Origin of the sequence: Pseudomonas sp. RA_15y_Pfl1_P11 (genome assembly GCF_963970975.1) — a bacterium.
In the GTDB taxonomy this organism is placed as follows: domain Bacteria; phylum Pseudomonadota; class Gammaproteobacteria; order Pseudomonadales; family Pseudomonadaceae; genus Aquipseudomonas; species Aquipseudomonas tritici.
The window spans coordinates 138,462-158,970 of the sequence record NZ_CAXAOY010000009.1 but is presented as its reverse complement, the minus strand read 5'-3'; the positions used below and the strand labels follow the sequence as shown (position 1 = coordinate 158,970).

Genomic DNA, 20,509 nt, shown 5'->3' with positions numbered 1-20,509 from the left:
ATGCTGCAATTCGAAAACGTTTCCACTTTCTACGGCAAGATCCAGGCCCTGCACAGCGTCAACGTGGAAGTGCGCCAAGGCGAGATCGTTACGCTGATCGGCGCCAACGGTGCCGGTAAATCCACGCTGCTGATGACCCTGTGCGGTTCGCCCCAGGCTCACAGCGGCAGCATCCGCTACATGGGTGAGGAACTGGTGGGCCAGGCCTCTTCCGAGATCATGCGCAAGAGCATTGCCGTGGTGCCGGAAGGCCGTCGGGTGTTTGCCCGCCTGACCGTGGAAGAGAACCTCGCGATGGGCGGGTTCTTCACCGACAAGGGCGACTACCAGGAGCAGATGGACAAGGTGCTGCACCTGTTCCCACGACTCAAGGAACGCTTCAGCCAGCGCGGCGGCACCATGTCCGGCGGCGAGCAGCAAATGCTCGCCATCGGCCGGGCGCTGATGAGCAAGCCCAAGCTGTTGCTGCTGGACGAACCTTCGCTTGGCCTGGCGCCGATCATCATCCAGCAGATCTTCGACATCATCGAACAACTGCGCAAGGACGGTGTGACGGTGTTCCTGGTGGAGCAGAACGCCAACCAGGCCCTGAAGATTGCTGACCGGGCCTACGTGCTGGAAAACGGCCGGGTGGTGATGCAGGGTACGGGCGAGCAGTTGTTGACCGATCCGAAGGTGCGCGAGGCCTACCTCGGCGGTTAAAAAACGGTTGCTGGATGAACCGGATCAAAAACGTGGGAGCGGCGGTGCGAGCAAGTCGCACCGCCGCTCCCACATTTGCTTTGTGTGATCCCTGGAATTACGTTGTTTGAAACTATTTTCGGCTGATTTGTAACGAACCCCACGCCCCTCTCTCTAGTGCTACAAGCAGGCATTCAAGCCCGCCAACCCACCCCACTAGGAGATACACCATGACCACCAAACTGTCCGCTGCCACCCTCGTCCTGGCCCTCGGTTCCGCGCTGAGCCTGTCTGCCCTGACCACCACCGCCCACGCCGCCGACGACATGCAAAAGTGCTTCGGTGTCGCCGAAGCCGGCAAGAACGATTGCGCCGCAGGCGCTGGCACTTCCTGCGCCGGCACCTCGAAAACCAAGGACCAGGCCAACGCCTGGCAACTGGTTCCAACCGGCACCTGCCTCCAAACCCCAAGCTCCACCTCGCCGACCGGTTTCGGCCAGGAAGCGGCCTTCACCGCCAAGTCCTGAACCTCATAAAACCTGAGTACTGATGATGACTCTTTCATCCCTGCAAGCCGTCTCCCAGGCTCAGGCGCCCGGCCTCCCACGCCGGGTCGGGCTGGGGCTCAAGCATGAGCACTTCACTGCAGTGCTGGAGACCTCACCCGACATCGGTTTTTTTGAAGTGCACGCCGAAAACTACATGGTGGACGGCGGCCCGTTTCATCACTACCTTGGGTTGATCCGCGAACAGTACCCGCTGTCATTGCACGGCGTAGGCCTGTCCATCGGCGGAGAAGGCCCGCCGGACCGTGAGCACCTGGCGCGGTTGGCAACGCTGATCGAACGCTATCAACCCCACTCTTTTTCTGAACACCTGGCCTGGTCAAGCCACGGCCCGGTGTTTCTCAATGACCTGCTGCCCCTGGCCTATGACAGCGCGACCCTGCAACGGGTGTGCGAACACATTGACCACGTGCAAAATACCCTCAAGCGGCCAATGCTGCTGGAGAACCCGTCGACTTACCTGCAATTCCAGCGCTCAACCCTGGATGAGACCGACTTCATCAGTGAGATCATCCGCCGTACGGGCTGCGGTTTGCTGCTGGACGTGAATAACGTCTATGTGTCGTGCATCAACCATCAACGCGATCCGGTTGCCTACATCGACGGCCTGCCGATGCATGCGGTGGGCGAGATTCATCTGGCCGGTTTTGCCGAAGACACTGACAGCCTCGGTGATCGCTTGTTGATCGACGATCACGGCGCACCTATCGACAACGCCGTGTGGCAGCTCTACGAAAAAGTATTGGCGCACGTAGGCCCGATAGCCACGCTGATCGAACGGGACAACCAAGTGCCGGCGTTCAGCGTATTGCTGGCTGAGGCTCAACAGGCCGAACTGCATCTGTCGCAGGTGAGCCCATGAGCCTTCATGACGAGTTTGCCGCAGCGCTGCTGGCGCCGGACCAGGCATGCCCCAATGGCCTGTTCAGCAGCAACGGTGCCGACCCGGCCAGCCGTTTTGCGGTGTATCGCAACAATGTGCACAGTTCGTTGATCAACGCACTCGCAACGGCCTACCCCGTGACATTGCAATTGGTGGGCGAGGACTTCTTCCGTGCGATGGCCGGCCTGTTTATCCGGGCTTGCCCACCCACCAGCCCGCTGATCAGCGAGTACGGCAGTGCGCTCGCCGCATTTATCCAGGACTTTGAGCCCGCCGCCAGCGTGCCCTACCTGGCCGATATGGCGCGTTTGGAACGACTGCGTGTGCGCGCCTATCACGCGGCGGACACCCAGCCACTCGACCAACCGACTGTTCTTCAAGCACTGCAAGGCCAAACAGACCTGGGGAAATTGCGCCTGCAACTGCATCCATCCCTTGCCACCTTGAATTCTGCCTACGCGGTGGTGGCGGTATGGGCCGCGCACCAGACCGAAGGCGGCCTGGCCACCCTGAATCCCTGGCACGCCCAGAGTGCGCTGGTAGTACGTCAGGGGCTGGAGGTCAGGGTATTTGCTACCGACAGTGGCTCAGTGGCGTTTATCAACAGCCTGGCCCATGGCAATGCCTTGGAAAAAGCCGTGGAGCATGCGCTTGACGCAGCGGCCGAGTTCGACCTGCACCAATGCCTCACGCTGCTGATCAGCCACAACGCCATTACTCATTTGCATCTAGAACAAAAGGTATCGCCATGAACACTCGTCCATCAGGCCTGATCAATCGGGTCATCGCGCTTTTCGAACAAATCCCTTACAGCCTGATTGCCTTTGTCGCGCGTTTTTCGATTGCCGCAGTGTTCTGGAAATCCGGGCAAACCAAGGTCGAAGGATTCGTTATTGATTTGGTCAGCGGCACCTTCCAACTGGGCGAACCGAAACTGGCCGCCTCGACATTGCCGTTGTTTCGCAGCGAATACCACGTGCCGCTGCTATCACCGGAGGTGGCGGCGCATATGGCGGCGTTTGCCGAGCACTTCTTCCCGGTGTTGATCCTGGTAGGCTTCGCTACGCGCTTCTCGGCCTTGGCCCTGATCGGCATGACCCTGGTGATTCAGCTGTTCGTCTACCCGGACGCCTACCCGACCCATGGCACCTGGATTGCGCTGCTGTTGATACTCGTAGCCAAAGGACCGGGGCGCCTGTCCATCGATCACTTGATCGCGCGTCGCTACGCTTAGAGTCGGTCGAGGGCCTTGCCGCTGCGCTTGAACCCGTCCACCAAGTAGTCAGCCAGCACCTGGGTGCGACGCGGCAGACCGCCCTGATAGGGATGCACGAGGTACATCGGCATGCTTCGCGTCTGATAATCACGCAGGAGCCAGCGCAAGCGGCCGTCAGCCAATTCTGCGGGCAGAACGTAGGACGGCAAGCGTGCGATACCTGCGCCCACTAACGCAGCCTTTTTCAACAAGTTGTAGTGATTGGAGGCAAAGGTACCGCTCACCCGCACCCGCAGCAGTTCGTGCTGCTGGTGGTACAACCACTCTTCACGGCCGCTGTAGTGGCTGTTGAGCAGGCAGGTGTGGGCGGCCAAGTCGGCCGGTGTCTCCGGTTCGCCATGCTTCTCAAGGTACGCCGGGCTGGCGCAGGTCATTTCATGCCAGGCCAGCAGAGGCTTGACCACCAGGCGCTCGTTTTCAATCGCGCCTGAGCGTACCCCCAAGTCAAAACCATCCCGCGCCAGGTCCCGGTAACTGTTGTTGAGCTCCAGCTCGATCTGCACCTGCGGGTACTGTTTGGAAAACTCCAGCAACAAGCCATCAAAGAAGGTTTCGCCCAAGGAGACCGGAACCGTCATACGCACCGGCCCGGCCAGATCGTCCTTTAGCCGGGCCAACGCCTGACGGGCGCGATCCACCTGCACCACCAATGCCTGAGCCTGGGGCAGCAATGCCGCACCGGCTGCAGTCAGGCTGAGCTTGCGCGTCGTGCGGTGCAGCAGCACCACACAATGCTGTGCTTCCAACTGGCTGATTCGCTTGGACAACTGCCCTTTGCTACAGCCCAGTTTCTCCGCGGCCACGGTAAAACTGCCGGCGTCGATCAGCACGGCGAAGGCCGCCAAGTCATCCATTTCGCTCATGGATTGTTTCCATTTGAAAACCAAAGGTTGCCCATTAGTGCGTTTATCCGCTTAAAAAGCCACTCTACACTGAACCTTCACTTACCCTTGGAGGAACAGCACCATGAAAATCCTATTGATTGGCGCCAGTGGCACCGTCGGCTCGGCAGTCAAGGCGGAACTGGCTCAGCGCCACGAAGTGATCAGCGTCGGCCGCAGCAGCGGCGACTTCCAGGTGGATATCAGCGACAGCGCGTCAATCCGCAAACTGTTCGAGCAGACCGGCACATTCGATGCCCTGGTCTGCGCAGCCGGCAGCGTGAACTTCGTCGCGCTGGGCGACATGAGCGAAAGCGATTTCGAGCTGGGCCTGCGTGACAAGCTGATGGGCCAGGTCAACCTGCTGTTGATCGGTCGTGAATACGCCAACGATGGCGCCTCGTTTACCTTCACCAGTGGCATTCTGAATCGCGACCCCATCCCCACCGGCGCCTCGGCTGCGCTGGTCAACGGCGCCATTGACGCCTTTGTCAAAGCGACGGCAATTGAATTGCCGCGCGGCCTGCGCATCAACGCCGTGAGCCCGACGGTCCTGCTCGAAGCCATGGACAGTTACGCGCCATATTTTCGCGGCTACAAACCAGCTCCAGCCGCCGACGTAGCGCTGGCCTACGCAAAAAGTGTTGAAGGTTTACAGACAGGTCAGACCTTTATGGTGGGTTGAATCGGATACCTGTCAGATTTGACTGAATCTGGCAGCCGGGGTTGTGGTGCAACGCCGGCGTGCGTAACGTGGCGGCACTTGTCTGGAGACCGATAATGCGCGCCGCCCACACCCTAACTCTACTTGCCTTGCTTCCCCTGTTCGCCGCCTGCCAGATGTTCGACAGCGACCCGGCCAAGCCGTCTCTCGCCGGGCTGACCCGTATGCAGGGCGAACTCACGGCAGTCGGCGACAAACTGCTGTTCCAGCCCTGCAACGACAAACGCAACTACGTGGTCAACGACACCGGCGGCACCAGCATCCTGCAGGAAGCGGCCTCCCTGGCCGGCCAGCAAGGCGCGTTGTTTGCCGACCTGCGCGGCAAGTTCTCGGGGGTTGCCAGCGGCACCCAAGGCAGCGTGGACCTGCAACAACTGTATCGTGTTGAACGTTCGACCTCGGCCTGCGACGATCCGGACTTCAAGCGCATGATCCTGCGCGCCAACGGCCACAAACCGGCCTGGGCAATGAACGTGACGGCCAAGGGCATGGTGCTGGAACGTGAAGGCCAGCCGCCACTGGCAGTGCCTTATGTGGAAGAGCAGATCGGTGACGGCCGCTTCAACCTGATGACTGAAGCCAACAACCAGCACGTCGAACTGTGGGTGGCCCCGCAACGTTGCATCGACAGCGTGAGCGGCAGCCTGCAACACATGACCGCCGAGTTGCGCGTCAACGGTCAGGTACAGCGCGGTTGCGCCTCGTTTGGCGGCTCGCGCGACGACTGACTCGGCACTGCGTTGTTTTAACATGACGGGAATCGGCCATTGGGGCTTATAATCGCCGGTTTGCAAAACAGCCGGCCAATCAGCCAGCCGCCTACCGGATCCTGTCATGTTACGAATCACCGAACTCAAGCTGCCTATCGACCATCCCGAAGAAGACCTGCGGCCCGCCATCGTGCAGCGCCTGGGCATCGCCAGTGATGACCTGCTCGATTTCACCCTGTTCAAGCGCAGCTACGACGCCCGCAAGAAATCGTCGGAGCTGTGTTTCATCTACACCATCGACTTGAACGTGAAGGGCGAAGCGGCGCTGTTGCTCAAGTTCGCCGATGACCGCAACGTCAACCCGGCGCCGGATGTCAGCTACACAGTGGTCGGCCAGGCGCCGGAAGGCCTGACAGAACGTCCAATCGTCGTCGGCTTTGGCCCGTGCGGCATTTTCGCCGGGCTGTTGCTGGCGCAGATGGGCTTCAAGCCGATCATCCTCGAACGCGGCAAGGAAGTGCGCCAGCGCACCAAGGACACCTGGGGCCTGTGGCGCAAAAATGTGCTCAACCCCGAATCCAACGTGCAATTCGGTGAAGGCGGCGCCGGGACCTTTTCCGATGGCAAGCTATACAGCCAGATCAAGGACTCGAAATTCCACGGCCGCAAAGTCCTGCACGAGTTCGTCAAGGCCGGTGCGCCGGCAGAAATTCTCTACGTCAGCAAGCCGCATATCGGTACGTTCCGCCTGACCGGCGTGGTGGAGAACATGCGCGAGCAGATCATCGCCCTGGGCGGTGAAGTGCGCTTCGAGCAGCGGGTTACCGACGTGCTGATCGAAGACGGCCAGTTGAACGGCGTGGTCGTCGATGGCGGCGAGCAGATCCCGTCCAGGCATGTGATCCTGGCCCTCGGCCACAGCGCCCGCGATACCTTCCGCATGCTCCACAGCCGTGGGGTTTACATGGAAGCCAAGCCGTTCTCGGTGGGATTCCGTATTGAACACCCGCAGTCGCTGATCGACGCTGCGCGCCTGGGCAAATACGCCGGGCACCCAAAACTCGGCGCCGCCGACTACAAGCTGGTGTACCACGCCAAGAACGGCCGCTCGGTCTACAGCTTCTGCATGTGTCCAGGCGGTACCGTGGTTGCTGCGACCTCCGAGCCGGGCCGCGTCGTCACCAACGGCATGAGCCAGTACTCGCGTAACGAACGTAATGCCAACTCCGGCATCGTGGTCGGCATCACGCCTGAAGTGGATTACCCAGGTGGCCCGCTGGCGGGTATCGAGTTGCAGGAACGTCTGGAGTCCCACGCCTACATCCTCGGCGGCAGCAACTACGAGGCCCCGGCGCAATTGGTGGGCGATTTCATCGCCGGCAAGCCGTCTACCGCTATCGGCAGTGTGCAACCTTCCTACAAGCCTGGCGTTGCTCTCGGTGACCTGGCCCTGGCGTTGCCGGACTTCGCCATCGAGGCGATCCGCGAAGCGTTGCCAGCGTTCGAGAAACAGATCAAGGGCTATTCGCTGCACGACGCGGTGTTGACCGGTATCGAGACGCGCACCTCGTCGCCGCTGCGGATAACCCGTAACGAATCGATGCAGAGCTTGAACGTAAAAGGCCTGTTCCCGGCCGGTGAAGGCGCCGGTTATGCCGGGGGGATTCTGTCGGCGGGTGTGGATGGGATTCGGATTGCCGAGGCGTTGGCGCGGGATATGTTGGGCAGCCAGGGCTGAAGCTTCGCGTTGTAAGCCTCAAGCTGCAAGCTAAAAGCGGATAGGTAACCTGCTTTTTCTTGTAGCTTGGCGCTTACAACTTGCCGCTGCGACTTAGATATTTGCGCGCAGGATGCTGTCCGGTAACGGCTCACCCCGCTCCACACTGGCCGCAACGGCCGCAATCAGCCCGCCCAATTCATAGCCCTGCCCCGCCAGCCACGCTTGATCGTAATAGGTGGTGGCATACCGCTCACCCCCATCACACAAGATCGCCACGATCGAGCCCGACTCCCCCGCCGCTTTCATCTGCTTCGCCGCCACCAGCGCGCCAATCAGGTTGGTCCCGCTGGAACCGCCGACCCGCCGTCCAAGCCGTGCAGCAAGGTAATGCATGGCCGCCAGCGAGAGCGCATCCGGCACCTTGACCATCGCATCAATCACCTTTGGCAAAAAGGATGCCTCGACCCGAGGCCGACCAATCCCTTCGATGCGCGAGCCACAGTCCAGGCGCAAACTCGCGTCGCCACTCTGATAGAAATCAAAGAACACGGAGCGCTCGGCATCAGCACACAACACACGGGTGCAATGCTGGCGATAGCGCACATAACGGCCGAGAGTTGCTGTGGTGCCACCAGTGCCGGGGCTGGAGATCAGCCAGTTCGGTTCCGGATGCTGCTCGAAACGCATCTGCTGGAAGATCGATTCGGCGATGTTGTTGTTCGCACGCCAGTCGGTGGCGCGCTCGGCGTAGGTGAACTGGTCCATGAAATGGCCACCGCTTTCCAGTGCCAGGCGCTCGGACTCCGCGTAGATCTGCGTCGGGTCCTGTACCAGGTGGCTTTTACCGCCGTAGAAAGCAATCTGCGCGATTTTTTCCTGGGAGGTGGTGGCCGGCATCACCGCAATAAATGGCAAGCCGAGCAGACGGGCGAAGTAAGCTTCGGAAATCGCCGTCGACCCGCTGGACGCTTCGATCACCGGCGCGCCAGGCTTGAGCCAACCGTTGCACAGCGCATACAGGAACAGCGAGCGAGCCAGCCGATGCTTGAGGCTGCCCGTGGGGTGGCTGGACTCGTCCTTGAAGTACAACTCGATACCCGGCAACCCCGGCAATGGCAAGGGAATCAGGTGCGTGTCGGCGCTGCGCTGGAAGTCTGCTTCAATGATACGAATGGCTTCGCGGGCCCAGGGACGTTGGTCGCTCATGGAGAGTTTCTCTGATGGTGTAAGCCCTGATTTTATGGGGTTTCCTACACACCACACAGATACAGTACCGGCTCAATTGAGGACACAATTGCGAGGGTTCGACGTAACGTCATCGCGAACCACCGTTTATAACAAATAAGAATATAAATTTTGTTTTAACAGCTAACGGTACGGGTTAGGGTACCCACCTATTGAACTTGGATTGGAGAGCGTCCCTTGCCTCTGCGTAGCACTTTCACCCGTTTCTTCCAGCTGGAAGCCGCCAGCGGTCTGATGTTGATCGCGGCAGCCGCCCTGGCCCTGATCATCAATAATTCGCCTTTGTCGCACCTGTACAGCGCGTTTCTCGACGTACCGGTAGTGGCGCAGATTGGCGCGTTGAAAATCGCCAAGCCCGCCTTGCTTTGGATCAACGATGGCCTGATGGCCTTGTTCTTCCTGCTGATCGGCCTTGAGGTCAAGCGCGAGCTGCTCGACGGCCACCTGTCCAAGCCCTCGCAAGTGGTGCTGCCCGGCGCAGCGGCCATCGGCGGCATGGTGGTGCCAGCGCTGATCTACTGGGCGATCAACAAGGACTATCCCGCGGCCCTTTCGGGTTGGGCGATCCCGATGGCCACCGACATTGCCTTCGCCCTCGGCGTGCTGGCCCTGCTGGGCAAACGTGTGCCGGTGTCGCTGAAGCTGTTCCTGATGACCCTGGCGATTATTGACGACCTGGGCGCGATCATCGTGATCGCCATTTTCTATTCCGCCGACCTGTCCGGCGCCGCCCTGGCAGGTGCAGGTGCCTGCTTGATCGCCTTGGTTGCGATGAACCGCTTGGGTGTTATCAAACTCGGACCGTATCTGATTATTGGCCTGATCCTGTGGGTGTGTGTACTCAAGAGCGGCGTGCACGCGACGCTCGCCGGTGTAACGTTGGCATTCTGCATCCCGATGCGCACCAAGTACGCCGAGTCGTCGCCATTGCTCACGCTGGAGCACGCCCTGCACCCGTGGGTGGCCTACGCCATCCTGCCGCTGTTCGCCTTCGCCAACGCCGGGGTCTCGCTGACGGGTGTCAGCCTGGAAAGCTTCACTCACCATGTGCCTATGGGCATCGCCACGGGCCTGTTGATCGGCAAGACCGTTGGTGTGTTCGGGCTCACTTGGCTGGCCATCAAGACCGGCATCGCTGCCCTGCCCAACGGCGCAAACTGGGGTCAGGTGTTTGGTGTGTCGATCCTGTGCGGCATCGGCTTCACCATGAGTTTGTTTGTGGGCTCGCTGGCATTCGTGCCGGGTGCCAGTGAGTTCGCGGGTGAGGACCGCATGGGGATTTTGACCGGTTCGATATTGGCGGCGTGTATTGGTTATGCGGTGACAGCGATGGCGAGTCGCAAGAAGGCCGTAACGTCAGGTTTGAACTGACAGCCCTGAAAACCAAAAAGCCGCCTCGGCTTAAACCGAGGCGGCGCCACTTCTCAGACCTACAGGTCATCGAAGCTGTCCCGCAGAAATACCCACACGTGGTAGACACGCAGGATATTCACTACGAGGTTCCACGTACGTTGTGCAAACATCGACAGACTCGGCCCTCCTAAAGTCAGGCCTTTCCTCCAGCGCACTTAACGGAACACGTGGGCCTTTGAATGCAGGTCAATGCATCTTTGAAGTCGCAGCCCAGTCGATAATTGGGTTTGCAATAAAAAACCGCCCTACTAAGGCGGTTTTTTATTGCCTGCATTTTTTGCAGTTCAAACCGGCCACCCCCCATAAAACCAAAAAACCCCAACCGGTCACCCGGCTGGGGTTTTGTATTTCTACAACCAGCGCTTAGCGCGTAACGCGGCTAGTACCATCAACGGTCATGATGCGTACACGGTCGCCAATGCGGAAGATTTCATTCTCCTGCACAGCCTGCACATAGGCACGCATGCTGCCGTCGTCTTCGCGTACGGTGATTTCCACACCCTGGGTGCGGGTCAGGCCTTCTTCGGTGGCCGAGCCCAGCAACCCACCAGCAACGGCACCGATCACGGCAGTCACGATGCTGCCACGACCGCCACCGATAGCGCTGCCGCCAACGCCGCCGATGACTGCGCCAGCAGCGCCGCCGATTGGGGTCTTGGTGCCTTCGATTTTCACGGGGCGCAGGGATTCGATGGTCCCCATGCGCACGGTCTGAACACGACGCGCTTCGTCGCGGGAGTACGAGTCACCGGTCAGACTCGAGGCGCAGCCACCCAGCAGCAACGACAGGGTGGTAAAGCAGGCAACCAGTAAAACGGACTTACGCATAGCATCAACTCCAAAGGACAGGTGTTCATTAAACGCTGCAGCTTGACGCCTGTCACGGCAAGCGCCGCAGAAAATTGCTTTCATTCAGCCTGAGTACAGACAGCCCGTACCAGAAAACTCGACGAACGGTAGCACTCCACGCCTAGCCAGGACCTCCATGGATTACTTCATCATTGTAGTCACAACGCTTGCCGGCCTGTATTTTCACGGCTGGCTGTACCTGCGTATCAGGCGCTGGATCGACCGTGACCTGGCGCTATCACTGGCGGGCAATGATCTGCACAAGCGCGCATTTATGCTGCGACAGCTGGAACAGGCTCGCGCGCTGAAAATCAGGCGGTCCGATTTGCCGAACTGGTTGAAAAAAGCCGCGCAGCAGCACACGCCCGAAGCCTCTGCGATAGAGACTTCGGAGTGATCGGCAACATTCAGGTGAGGTGACGAAAGGTGCGGCTCAGGGCGCCAGGCGTTCGCGGGTCCAGTCGGCCCCTTGCAAGCGATAGTTCAAGCGGTCATGCAAGCGGCTGGCGCGACCTTGCCAGAACTCGATGCGCTCCGGCAGCAAACGATAGCCACCCCAGTGCGCGGGGCAATCGGGTTGGGAATCGCTGAAGCGTTGTTCGGTGGCCTTGAGCAGGTCCTGCAGTTCTTCGCGGTCACGGATGACCTGGCTCTGCGGGGACGCCCACGCCCCCAGGCGGCTGCCCAGCGGGCGGACCTGGTAATAAGCGTCCGACTCCTCAGGCGTGACCTTGACCACCCGACCCTCGATGCGCACTTGGCGTTCGAGGGTCGGCCAGAAAAAGGTCATGGCCGCAAACGGCCGAGCCGCGAGCTGTTCGCCCTTGGCACTCTGATAATTGGTGAAGAAGGTAAAGCCCTGCGCATCCAGGCCCTTGAGCAACAGGATGCGGCAGTGCGGGCGACCGTCCTGGTCGACCGTGGCCAAGGTCATGGCATTGGCTTCCACCGGGGGCTGCTCGGTTGTCACCGCGTCAGCAAACCACTCGTGGAACAACGCAAACGGCTCGCTCGGGGCCTGGGCCTCGCTCAAACCATCCCGTGTGTAGTCACGGCGCATATCGGCCAGTGCCTGGGTCATGCGGCTTTATCCTTCTGGTTCAACAGATCAGTTTTTCGCCTGGTCGTTTGCCGGTGCAGCGGCCTTGGCTTTGGCTGGAGCAGGCTTTTTGGCAGCAGGCTTAGCCGGTGCTTTTTTAGCGGCTGGCTTGGCAGCGGCTTTCTTGGCGGCTGTAGCCTTCTTGCCCGGAGCTTTGGCAGCCGGGGCCGGGGCTGGAACGTTGTGTACTGCAACCATTTCAGCCACCGGTGGAGTCTTGCCCGACTGATACTTGCTCAGCAAAGCCAGCATGGTGGTGCGCTGGGTAAACATGATTTCCATACGACGGTTCAGTGCGCGACCCTGAGTGCTGTCGTTGGCGGCACGTGGCATCATGTCGCCCATGCCGCGCAGCATCAGGCGGTCTTGCTTGAGGCCGCTGAGGCTGAAGATAGAGGCGATGGATTGTGCACGTTCCTTGGTCAGCACCTGGCTGGCCGGGGCGGTGCCGGTGGCATCGACGTGGCCCAATACCAGTACGGCGGTCTTTGGATCGGCTTCAACGGCCTTGGCAACGCGAGTGAACGGGCCGAGGGTGACGGGCAGCAGCATCGCTGGGCGTTTCGGGTTGTAGGAGCCGTCTACCGGTGCAATCACCACCAGCACATTGTCACGACGCTCCAGTTGCAGGTTGCTGTCCTTGATGGCGGCGCGCAGGCGTGGCTCATAGTCGTCCAGCCAGGCCTGAGTGATTTTCGGGTCGGGCATTGGTACGTTGGTCACGTCGACCTTGGCCAATGGCTTAGGTTTGCTTTCGAAAGGCCACCACCATTTGGTGTCGGTCTTGGCGACGACTGGGGCGGCGGCAGGTGCTGGCTCCGCGGCCTTGAGGTCGGCTTTCAGGTCAGCCTTGGCATCGGCAGCCTTTTCGTCGGCGCTTTTGAACGAGAACGGCCACCAACTGGAGCCGGTGTCAGCCTTTGCAGTTGGCGCTGGGGCTTGCGCAGCAGCAGCGGCCGCTACCGGTGCTGCAGGCTTGGCGCCCGCAGCGGGCTTGGCATCCGGCTTGGCGTCGGTTTGGGTCACTGCGTCCTTGGTAGCGGCCTTATCAGATCCAAATGACCACCAATGCCCGCCCTCGGCATCATTTTGTGGAGTTTGTGCGCAGCCAGTAATAGTGAGGCACAGCGCCAGTGCCAAGGACTTGTTCGATAACATGAGATATCCACAAAATGAGAAAAGAAACGGGGGTCTGGGTGACCCGTTAAACAGACGCTTACAGAACATTAAAGTTACATCATTTCGTTCAGCGTCTTCTTATAGTTGCCTTTGTAACAAAAAAACGTGAAACAGCAAGGGGTTTACAGACAACCGGCCAATATTCCGACCAACTTCTGTGCCCGCGGGTCCATTAGTACATAAGGCCCCAATGTATTAGTCACGAAACCAAACGCTACATCATGCTCGGGATCGGCAAACCCGACCGAGCCACCCGCACCGGGATGCCCGAAAGCACGCGGGCCAAGGCCGAAGGTGGCGTTGGGCAACTGCGGTTGGTCCAACATGCAGCCCAGGCCAAAACGGGTTTGTGTCAATAATGTTTTATCCGGCCCGATACTGTGTTCACGGGTCAATTGTTCAAGCATGTCGGCCTCCAGCAAACTACCGTCCAACAATCCACTATAAAAACCCGCCAGGCTACGTGCATTACCGTGACCATTTGCCGCTGGCTGCTGCATACGCCGCCATTCAGGTTTATTAGTGCTGGTCAGAATAGACGGAGGATTGGCAAAAGCACGTGTAGTCATGGCCTCAGGTTCACGCATCATTACTTGCAGTAAACGTTGTGCGGCCTCATCGCCCCTATTGCCTTTGCTGCGCGCTATATGTGCGACGCGATAAAACTCTTCATCGGCCAAGCCCACATGAAAGTCCAGCCCCAATGGCCGTGCAACCCGCGCCACGATGGACTCTCCCGGCCCGCGCCCATCGGCGCGACGCAGCAATTCACCCACCAACCAGCCGTAGGTGATCGCCTCGTACCCATGGCCTTGGCCCGGCGTCCACCACGGCGCTTCGGCCGCCAGTGTGTCAACCATCAGTTGCCAATCGTACAGGGCTTCAGTGGGCAGCATCTGGCGGATCGCCGGCAACCCGGCCTGGTGGCAGAGCAACTGGCGCAGGGTGATGGCTTCTTTGCCTGACGCCGCAAATTCCGGCCAGTAGTTGGCGACCGGTGCATCCAGTTGCAATTTGCCTTCAGCCACCAGTTGCAGGGCCGTAACGGCGGTAAAGGTCTTGGTGCAGGAAAACAAGTTGACGATCGTATCGCTGTGCCAGGCCTCGCTACCGTCCTTGTCGGCGGTACCGGCCCACAGGTCGACGACGGTTTCACCGCCGATCTGGATGCAGAGCCCGGCCCCGCGCTCTTGCGGGTCATCGAACAACGCGGCAAAGGCTTCACGTACCGCTTCGAACTGGAGTTCGTAATGACCCTGGATCTGCACCTGAACACCCTCGGACAACACAGCAAAAAGTGGCCGACATTGTTCCAGCCCTTGTGGGTTTTGTGAACCCGTCAGCACTCAATCAATGACCATTTCCGGAGTGCCCACCGGCATTCCCGGCGCCCTGCACCGGGCCTTTGCCTCCGTGCCCGGCCCTGCCGCCTTCGCTTTCGCGCACGGCACCGGCCGCCTTGGCCTTTTCTGCCTCTTTGCCGAGTTGATCGACCGCCGCCAGGTTACTTTTGCGCACGCTTTCAACAAAACCCTGGAACGGTACGTCGGTGATGCCCACCAGGCCAAAGTGGCCATTTTCACCGTCGAGCAATCGACCGGTCACCGGCTGGTCCAGGTACTGGAACCAATGCACGCCGACAATCGACGGCTCGGCCATGGCCTGCTTCAAGAAGTTGCCGTAAGCCGTGCCACGGTCTTCTTCCTTGGCCAACTGCGTCACGCCGCCCCAGAACGGCCCACGATCGGCCGAGCCAAAGTTGAATTCGGTGATCAGCACCGGCTTGTCCAGCGCACGCAACGCGGCAAAGTCATAGCCGTCCTGTGGCTTAAGCGTGTACATGTTGAAGCTCAGCACATCGCAATACTGCGCGCAGGAGGCCACGGCTTCCGGCGTGCTGACCGCATAACGGCCACCCAACAGCAGTTGGTTGGGGGCGTGCCATTTCAGCGAGTCGGAGATGGTCTTGAAGTAGGCATCCGCAAACGTCTTCTGGAAGTATTGGAAGTCAGCTTCGATTTCCGGGTGCTCAGGGTTGGGAATCGGCGGTTCGAAGCCCGGGTCTTCCATCAATTCCCAGCCCTTCAACTCGATGCCCCAGGCTTTCGACAGGCCTCCTTCGTTACGGTATTTGTCACGCAGTTGTTTGAGGAAGGCGCGCTTGGCCGGTACGTCGGTGGTCATGCGCAAGGTGCCGTAGGCCAAGGCGTAGCGGGATTTAGCATCATCGCCGGGACCGGCCCAGGCCAGCTCGTTGTCGGCAAAAAAACCGACCAACCACGGGTCGTTACGGTGATCGCGGGCGGCGATAGCCACGGCGCGTTCGGTGGCCATGGCGAAACGCGGGTCGAACGGGTCGGGCATGCCACCCCACCAGTCGGTGCCGGTGCTGATGCTGGCGTAGTCACCGACGATCGACAGCGGCAAGGTGTAGGGCACACGATTGGCAGTGGTCAAATCCTCGTCGCTCCAGTTGCCTACGGTGTTGAAACCCCAGGCTTGCAGGCGGTCGAGGGCATGGGTGACCCAGCGTTTTTGGTCGAAACCGTCACCGCCATACGTGCGTTGCAAGTTGGCGCCGTAAAAGTCATACCAACGACCGGCACCAAAGCTACGCCCTTCGCCTGCACCGTTACCGGTACGGTTGTCGCCGCTGCCGTAGTACTTGTCGAAGGGTTCGCCACCTTTAGGCAGCGCCGCGAACATCCATTCACGGCCGGCCACATAAGTCTGGCTGTTGTCCGGGGCCACAGTATTGACGCCCAAGGAGTAGAACGGATGCCCCTCCGGCGTCACCAGGTACCAGCGGCCGTCGCGTTTTTCGGTGCGGAAAAACCCACTGGCGTCGAACGCCGGGCCTTTGTTCCAGCCGCCGTACTGGTCCAGGGCGGACTTATCCCGCGTGGCCAGCCAGCCCTGAAGTTGCTGTTGCTCCTTGGCCGCGGCGGCTTTGAGTTGCCCGTCGCCGCTGACTTTTTCCGGCCAGCGCGCCCGGGTGGATTGACCATAGGCATCCACCAACTCGCTGTAGGCCGCCTTCAACACCGGCTCGCTGTCCTGCACGCCAAAGCGCTCCAGCAAGATGCTCTGGGCGGCGTTAGGCTTGAGCATTGACAAGGTCACCGAAACCACCTGGCTGCGGTCAATTTCACCCACGCTGCCGGCCAGCAATACGCGCTGGCCGTCCACCGTGATCGGCATCGGCGGGCCAGCCTTCATGCCCTGGCTCAACGGCGAATTGGCTTGCAGCGGGATCAGCAAGGTCTGGGCCGGACCGGCTGGCAAGTCAATGCGACTGACCAGGGTGCGGCCATCGCTGCTCTGCACCTTGACATAGAGGGTCAACGCCCAGTCCATCGCACTCTGGATACGCAAGCTCATAGCGCTCGATTGCGACCAGTCCCAGGCGCCGCTTTGCGGGCTGAGCACCAGGCTCGGTTCGGCCGCCGGGTTGAAGGTGATGCGACGCAGCACTTCGCCTTCGGCGGTCTGTTCGGCGTTGTATTGCGGCAGGCTGGCGTCCTGGGTCGCCACCTTGACCACATCGGCAGGCCGGACGAAATTGAACAGCGTTTGTTGCCCCACAGGCGCAGCCATCAAGGGCGCTGTAAACAGCAGGGCAAAAAGAGCGGGCAGCGTGCGAATCATACGAGCAAGGTTCTCCCAGGCGGCTGGTGAATGGCCTGATGACATAATTGAGATAGACCACGAAGTGGGCGAATCCGCCCACGGTGGCTCAAGAAATTTCGCGCCTGAACGGCGGCAAGGCATTAAGGATAGCCTTGCCATAGCGTTGGGTGACCAAACGGCGGTCGAGCAAGGTGATGGTGCCCCGGTCTTCTTCGGTACGCAGCAAGCGACCGCAGGCCTGGACCAGCTTCAAGGAAGCATCCGGCACCGAGATTTCCATGAACGGATTGCCACCCCGTGCTTCGATCCATTCGGCCAGCGCCGCCTCGACCGGATCATCCGGCACCGAGAACGGGATCTTGGCGATCACCACGTGTTCGCAGTAGGCACCGGGCAAGTCCACACCCTCGGCGAAACTCGCCAGGCCGAACAGCACGCTGGAGTCTCCACCGTCGACCCGCGCCTTGTGCTTGTTCAGGGTTTCCTGCTTGGACAGGTTGCCCTGGATAAACACTTGCTTGCGCCAGTCACGGTCGAGGCCGTCGAACACGTCCTGCATCTGCTTGCGCGACGAGAACAGCACCAGGGTGCCCCGCGAGCCTTCTACCAGCTCCGGCAGGTCGCGGATGATCGCGGCCGTGTGGGCGGGGGCATCCCGCGGGTCGGCCTTGAGGTCCGGCACCCGCAACACACCCGCGTCGGCGTGATGGAACGGGCTTGGCACTACCGCCGTAACCGCTTTTTTTGGCAGGCCGGCACGCATGCGGAAGCGATCAAAAGTACCCAGTGCGGTCAGCGTGGCCGAGGTCACCAGGCAGCCGTAGGCCACGTTCCAGAGGTTGCGCCGCAGCATTTCGGCCGCCAGGATCGGGCTGGCGTTGACCTCGATATCAAACAGTGCCCCGCTTTCGGACAGGGTCAGCCAGCGGGCCATGGGCGGGTTGTCTTCCGGGTCTTCGACGGTAAAGGCGGTCCACAACTCCCAGTTGCCTTGGGAACGGGAAAGCAGACTGCCGAACAGCGGGTACCATTCTTCGGCCTGGTTGCTGGCGATGCCAATGTTGACCTCGCCGTCCATGCCTTCCTTGAGCAGGTCAGTAAGGCGGGTGAACAGGTCGGTCAGGCGCGAGAAGCCCTTCTTTAACTCGATGCCCATTTCACGCATGTGTTCGGGGATCAACCCACCGACGAAACGATGACGGGGTCGCTCACGGCCCTCGACGTCTTCACCGGGCTTGAAGTCAGCCACCTGTTCGCAGGCGCTGAACATGAATTGCTGTTGGGTCTTGATCTCCCTCGCCAGCTCCGGCACTTGTTCGATCAGCTTGCCCAGGTCGCCGGGCAACGGGTGCTGGGCCAGCAACTTGGTGAGGTTCTTCGCAGTGGTTTCAAGCCAGTCGGCGGTTGAGCGCAGCCGCGTATAGTGGGCGAAGTGGCCGATGGCCTTGTCGGGCAGGTGATGACCTTCGTCGAACACATAGAGGGTGTCGCGCGGGTCAGGCAGCACGGCGCCACCGCCCAGGGCCAGGTCGGCCAGGACCATGTCGTGGTTAGTGACGATGACATCGACCTTGCCCATGCCTTCGCGCGCTTTGTAGAAAGCGCACTGGCCGAAGTTGGGGCAATGGCGGTTGGTGCACTGGCTGTGGTCGGTGGTCAGGCGCGCCCAGTCAGCGTCCTCCAGCGCGGTGGGCCAGCTGTCGCGGTCGCCGTCCCATTTATTACCGGCCAGCTTCTCGATCATGCTGGTGAACAGCTTCTGGCTGACTTCATCCACTTCGATCTTGAAGCCTTCTTCTTCAAACAGCGACGCCGTGGCGGTTTGCGCGTGGCCTTCCTGCAACAGCACGTCGAGCTTGGACAGGCACATGTAGCGGCCACGGCCCTTGGCCAGGGCGAAGGTGAAGTTCAGGCCGCTGTTGCGCATCAGGTCAGGCAGGTCTTTGTAGACGATCTGCTCTTGCAGGGCGACGGTCGCGGTGGCAATCACTAAGCGTTTGCCGGCAGCCTTGGCGGTAGGAATCGCGGCCAGGCTGTAGGCCACGGTCTTGCCGGTACCGGTGCCGGCCTCAACGGCCACGATCGCCGGGTCGCCACTGCGCCGGCCTTCGTCGTCGGTGTCGATATCCCCGAGGACCTTGGCCACTTCGGCGATCATCAGGCGTTGGCCGTAGCGCGGTTTCAAGCGCTTGGCTTCGAGAAAACGCGTGTAGGCGCCCTGGATCGTAGTTTTGAGTTCAGTGCTGATCATGGATAGTCGGGCGCAAAAAACGCTGGATAAATTTTCAGTGGTTCGGATCGGCCGCTATCATACCCCGCTAATTAATCCTGCGCAGAACGGAGTACCTCAATGACTGTGTTTAGCCTCGTTTATACCCTGCATGTACTGGCTGCCCTGATCTGGGTCGGCGGCATGTTTTTCGCCTGGATGATCCTGCGCCCCGCCGCTGTGGCGGCGCTTGAAGGCCCTGCCCGGCTTAAGCTGTGGGCAAATGTATTTCAACGTTTTTTCGTTTGGGTGTGGGTCGCGGTGGCGATTTTGCCGATCAGCGGAATTGGCCTGTTGCACCTGCGCTTCAGCGGGTTTGAGACGGCACCTCGCTATGTGCAGGTGATGATGGGGTTGTATCTGGTGATGACGGCGCTGTTTATCCGTATCCAGGCGTTGAAACTCCCGGAATTGCGCACGGCAGTGGCGGCTGAGGATTGGCCGGCGGGTGCGGCGGTACTGGGTCAGATTCGCAGGTTGGTGGGGATTAACTTGATTGTGGGGTTGGTGGTGGTGGCGATCGCTTCGGCTCGGCCGATGTTCTAATAGTGTGCTTTAGGGCTTCTTCGCGGGCAAGCCCGCGAAGACGTCAGCCCCAACGACTCACAGCCGCTGAATGGTCACAGTACCCGCAGGCCCCGTCGGCCCAGGCTGCCCTTCCAACCCTGGGCGGCCCTTCTCGCCGCCATCAGCGCGGTACACCACACAGCCTTTGGATTGCCCGCCTTTGCCGGGTTTACCCGCCGTGCCCGCTAAACCACCGGCGCCACCGTCGACCCAGACCTTTATCTGCTCAGTCGGAAAACTCTGCGGCAATTCGACCCGCACCTGTGCACCCGCCGCTCCCGGAAGGCCATCCCCGCCGTTATCACCATTGAAACCCCGGCCCGCCGAACCCCAGGTGCAACCTGGGTCTTCACCATTGGCACCATCCAGCCCGGCATAACCCTGGGCACCGGCGCCGCCACGGGCGTCCACCGAGAGCTCTTCAGCGTTCAGCGAATTGATGCGCAAGATCAAATCACGCCCAGCCTTGGCAGGCTTTTCATGGGTACCGGGAGCACCGCGCGAAGTGATCTGGCTGCCGTGATCCAACTGCGCATGGCGCACCTGCAATTGCAGCGCAGTGCCGCCGGGCACGATGGCGATACGAGCGTCACGCCCCAGGTGCAACTCATCCACCGTGACTTGGCTGATGGTGGAAGGCACCAGCAAGGTGCCGTAGTCCGCCACGTCCAGGCGCTCCAGTTGCAACACGCTGGTGCTGCTGGGCAGGCGCATCAACGAGTTGGTTTCAACACTGACGCTTTGCGCCAGGGCAACGGGGCTGACCAACACGGCCAACAGTAAAACCTTACGCATATGAAGCTCCCCGGAATTATTA

Annotated in this window: 20 protein-coding genes; 11 read left to right on the top strand and 9 right to left on the bottom strand. The window is 60.5% G+C overall.

The annotated features are described in order from the left end of the window. From AACY44_RS14150 to AACY44_RS14130, 5 genes are all read left to right on the top strand, one after another. Positions 1 to 702: an ATP-binding cassette domain-containing protein gene (locus AACY44_RS14150; RefSeq protein WP_122540346.1), complete on the top strand. Its 702-nt coding sequence runs from the start codon at positions 1 to 3 to the stop codon at positions 700 to 702. A gap of 209 nt (positions 703 to 911) precedes the next feature. After that, positions 912 to 1,208, top strand: a complete 297-nt coding sequence (locus AACY44_RS14145) for a BufA1 family periplasmic bufferin-type metallophore (protein WP_339435910.1) — start codon at positions 912 to 914, stop codon at positions 1,206 to 1,208. Positions 1,209 to 1,230: 22 nt separating this feature from the next. Next, positions 1,231 to 2,109 (top strand): MNIO family bufferin maturase, encoded by an 879-nt coding sequence (gene bufB / locus AACY44_RS14140; RefSeq protein WP_339415026.1) that lies wholly within the window; start codon positions 1,231 to 1,233, stop codon positions 2,107 to 2,109. Continuing rightward, positions 2,106 to 2,882, top strand: coding sequence for a DNA-binding domain-containing protein (locus AACY44_RS14135; protein WP_339415027.1), 777 nt, complete (start codon positions 2,106 to 2,108; stop codon positions 2,880 to 2,882). Before bufB ends, AACY44_RS14135 begins: the two co-directional genes overlap by 4 nt. Beyond that, entirely contained in the window at positions 2,879 to 3,364 is a 486-nt protein-coding gene (locus AACY44_RS14130; protein ID WP_339435909.1) for a DoxX family protein, read from the top strand. The genes AACY44_RS14135 and AACY44_RS14130 overlap by 4 nt, the downstream gene beginning before the upstream one ends. On the opposite strand, the gene AACY44_RS14125 is transcribed toward AACY44_RS14130, so the two are convergent. Further along, positions 3,361 to 4,269: a LysR family transcriptional regulator gene (locus AACY44_RS14125; protein ID WP_339415029.1), complete on the bottom strand. Its 909-nt coding sequence runs from the start codon at positions 4,267 to 4,269 to the stop codon at positions 3,361 to 3,363. The two genes, AACY44_RS14130 and AACY44_RS14125, sit on opposite strands and share 4 nt — an antisense overlap. 103 nt (positions 4,270 to 4,372) lie before the next feature. On the opposite strand from AACY44_RS14125, the gene AACY44_RS14120 reads away from it, so the two are divergent. The 3 genes from AACY44_RS14120 to AACY44_RS14110 all read left to right on the top strand — a co-directional run bounded on the left by AACY44_RS14120 (position 4,373) and on the right by AACY44_RS14110 (position 7,459). Continuing rightward, positions 4,373 to 4,972 carry a short chain dehydrogenase gene (locus tag AACY44_RS14120; RefSeq protein ID WP_339530455.1) on the top strand — a complete coding sequence of 200 codons (600 nt, stop codon included), beginning with the start codon at positions 4,373 to 4,375 and terminating at the stop codon, positions 4,970 to 4,972. 95 nt (positions 4,973 to 5,067) lie between these two features. Further along, the gene (locus AACY44_RS14115) at positions 5,068 to 5,739 is read left to right on the top strand and encodes a COG3650 family protein (protein WP_339415031.1); all 672 of its coding nucleotides are present in this window, start codon (positions 5,068 to 5,070) and stop codon (positions 5,737 to 5,739) included. Between the two features lie 106 nt (positions 5,740 to 5,845). Then, positions 5,846 to 7,459, top strand: a complete 1,614-nt coding sequence (locus tag AACY44_RS14110) for an NAD(P)/FAD-dependent oxidoreductase (protein WP_339415032.1) — start codon at positions 5,846 to 5,848, stop codon at positions 7,457 to 7,459. A 93-nt stretch (positions 7,460 to 7,552) separates the two neighbouring features. Here AACY44_RS14110 and AACY44_RS14105 read toward each other — a convergent pair whose 3' ends face one another. Beyond that, complete coding sequence (locus tag AACY44_RS14105) at positions 7,553 to 8,647, bottom strand: PLP-dependent cysteine synthase family protein (RefSeq protein WP_339530453.1); 1,095 nt, start codon at positions 8,645 to 8,647, stop codon at positions 7,553 to 7,555. Between the two features lie 216 nt (positions 8,648 to 8,863). On the opposite strand from AACY44_RS14105, the gene nhaA reads away from it, so the two are divergent. Further along, the gene (gene nhaA / locus AACY44_RS14100; protein WP_339415034.1) at positions 8,864 to 10,057 is read left to right on the top strand and encodes a Na+/H+ antiporter NhaA; all 1,194 of its coding nucleotides are present in this window, start codon (positions 8,864 to 8,866) and stop codon (positions 10,055 to 10,057) included. A 405-nt stretch (positions 10,058 to 10,462) separates the two neighbouring features. Here nhaA and AACY44_RS14095 read toward each other — a convergent pair whose 3' ends face one another. Beyond that, positions 10,463 to 10,927: an outer membrane lipoprotein gene (locus AACY44_RS14095; protein ID WP_003189251.1), complete on the bottom strand. Its 465-nt coding sequence runs from the start codon at positions 10,925 to 10,927 to the stop codon at positions 10,463 to 10,465. Between the two features lie 157 nt (positions 10,928 to 11,084). Here AACY44_RS14095 and AACY44_RS14090 point away from each other — a divergent pair, with 157 nt between their 5' ends. Then, the gene (locus AACY44_RS14090) at positions 11,085 to 11,345 is read left to right on the top strand and encodes a hypothetical protein (protein WP_339435906.1); all 261 of its coding nucleotides are present in this window, start codon (positions 11,085 to 11,087) and stop codon (positions 11,343 to 11,345) included. A 36-nt stretch (positions 11,346 to 11,381) separates the two neighbouring features. On the opposite strand, the gene pdxH is transcribed toward AACY44_RS14090, so the two are convergent. The 5 genes from pdxH to dinG all read right to left on the bottom strand — a co-directional run bounded on the left by pdxH (position 11,382) and on the right by dinG (position 19,107). Then, positions 11,382 to 12,029, bottom strand: coding sequence for a pyridoxamine 5'-phosphate oxidase (pdxH, locus tag AACY44_RS14085; protein ID WP_339530451.1), 648 nt, complete (start codon positions 12,027 to 12,029; stop codon positions 11,382 to 11,384). A gap of 27 nt (positions 12,030 to 12,056) precedes the next feature. After that, positions 12,057 to 13,205 carry an OmpA family protein gene (locus tag AACY44_RS14080; protein WP_339530449.1) on the bottom strand — a complete coding sequence of 383 codons (1,149 nt, stop codon included), beginning with the start codon at positions 13,203 to 13,205 and terminating at the stop codon, positions 12,057 to 12,059. Positions 13,206 to 13,348: 143 nt separating this feature from the next. Continuing rightward, a complete protein-coding gene (locus tag AACY44_RS14075) occupies positions 13,349 to 14,494 on the bottom strand; it encodes a serine hydrolase domain-containing protein (protein WP_339435903.1) in 1,146 nt (381 codons plus the stop codon). Positions 14,495 to 14,576: 82 nt separating this feature from the next. Continuing rightward, positions 14,577 to 16,874 carry a beta-galactosidase gene (locus AACY44_RS14070; protein WP_339437978.1) on the bottom strand — a complete coding sequence of 766 codons (2,298 nt, stop codon included), beginning with the start codon at positions 16,872 to 16,874 and terminating at the stop codon, positions 14,577 to 14,579. A gap of 88 nt (positions 16,875 to 16,962) precedes the next feature. After that, the gene (dinG, locus tag AACY44_RS14065; RefSeq protein WP_339418082.1) at positions 16,963 to 19,107 is read right to left on the bottom strand and encodes an ATP-dependent DNA helicase DinG; all 2,145 of its coding nucleotides are present in this window, start codon (positions 19,105 to 19,107) and stop codon (positions 16,963 to 16,965) included. A 99-nt stretch (positions 19,108 to 19,206) separates the two neighbouring features. Between dinG and AACY44_RS14060 the strand changes: the two genes are divergently transcribed. Next, a complete protein-coding gene (locus AACY44_RS14060; RefSeq protein WP_339418084.1) occupies positions 19,207 to 19,671 on the top strand; it encodes a CopD family protein in 465 nt (154 codons plus the stop codon). A 57-nt stretch (positions 19,672 to 19,728) separates the two neighbouring features. On the opposite strand, the gene AACY44_RS14055 is transcribed toward AACY44_RS14060, so the two are convergent. Then, positions 19,729 to 20,487 (bottom strand): collagen-like protein, encoded by a 759-nt coding sequence (locus AACY44_RS14055; RefSeq protein ID WP_339418086.1) that lies wholly within the window; start codon positions 20,485 to 20,487, stop codon positions 19,729 to 19,731. Between the last annotated feature and the right edge of the window lie 22 nt (positions 20,488 to 20,509).